Source organism: Microlunatus sp. GCM10028923, from assembly GCF_042666975.1.
GTDB lineage: Bacteria > Actinomycetota > Actinomycetes > Propionibacteriales > Propionibacteriaceae > Microlunatus.
The window spans coordinates 1-1,151 of sequence record NZ_JBHTFF010000037.1; the positions used below are offsets into that span (position 1 = coordinate 1).

Genomic DNA, 1,151 nt, shown 5'->3' on the forward strand with positions numbered 1-1,151 from the left:
GCGACCCCGACCTGTGTGCCGGCCCGGGTCGCGCTGTTCACGGGGCAGTCGCCGGAGCGGCACGGGCGCTACGGCTACCGCGACGGGGTGCCGTTCACCGAGGCGCATCCGGTGACCATGCAGGGGGTGCTGCGTGATCATGGTTACCAGACCCAGGCGGTCGGCAAGATGCACGTGTTCCCGGAGCGGTCCCGGTGCGGCTTCGACGACGTACGGCTGCACGACGGGTTTCTGCACTTCGGCCGGCGGGCCGGCGGCCGGCATCTCGAGGCCAACGACGACTACCTGACCTGGCTGCGCCGCCAGCCGGGCCAGGATCCGCACTCGGACTACTTCGACGACGGGCTCGGCTGCAACTCCCAGCTCGCGATGCCGTGGAACCGGGACGAGTATCTGCACCCGACCAACTGGGTGGTGCACGAGACGCTGGACTGGCTGCAGCGGCGCGACCCGACCGTTCCGTTCTTCAGCTATGTCTCGTTCCATCGGCCGCACGCGCCGTTCAACCCGCCGCAGTGGGCCTGGGACCAGTACATCAACCGGCCGCGGGTCGACCCGCCGCGCGGCGAGTGGGCCTCGGCCTTCGAGGAGTTCCGCGAGCCCGACAACTATCACCAGACCAAGTTCGGTCGGCTCGATCCGGAGACCCACCATCGGACCGTGACCGGCTACTACGGGTTGATCACCCACATCGACATGCAGCTGAACCGGCTGTTCGAGGGGCTGGCCGACTTCGAACTGCTCGACGACACGGTGATCATCTTCACCTCCGATCACGGCGACATGATGGGTGATCACGAGATGTACCGGAAGTCGGTCGGCTTCGAGGGCAGCGCTCACGTACCGCTGATCGTCCGGCCGGCGCCGCGGTTCGCCCCCGACGCGCCGCAGGGCCAGGTGATCACCGAAGTGACCGAGCTGCGCGACATCATGCCGACCGTGCTCGACTTCGCCGGCGTCGAGATCCCCGACACGGTGGACGGCGCCAGCCTGGTCCCGTTCGCCGCGGGCGGTGCGGCGCCCGAGGTCTGGCGCGGCGAGATCCACGGCGAGCACACCCATTTCGGGCAGTCGCTGCAGTGGGTCACCGACGGGAAGCGCAAGTATCTCTGGGCTTCCGCGAGGGGGATCGAACAGTTCTTCGATCTCGA

1 protein-coding gene is annotated in these 1,151 nt (G+C 68.2%); it reads left to right on the forward strand.

What is annotated here, in order from left to right; genetic code table 11:
* A partial coding sequence (locus ACFQU4_RS37630; RefSeq protein WP_377502459.1) for an arylsulfatase occupies positions 1 to 1,151 on the forward strand: 1,151 nt, incomplete at both ends.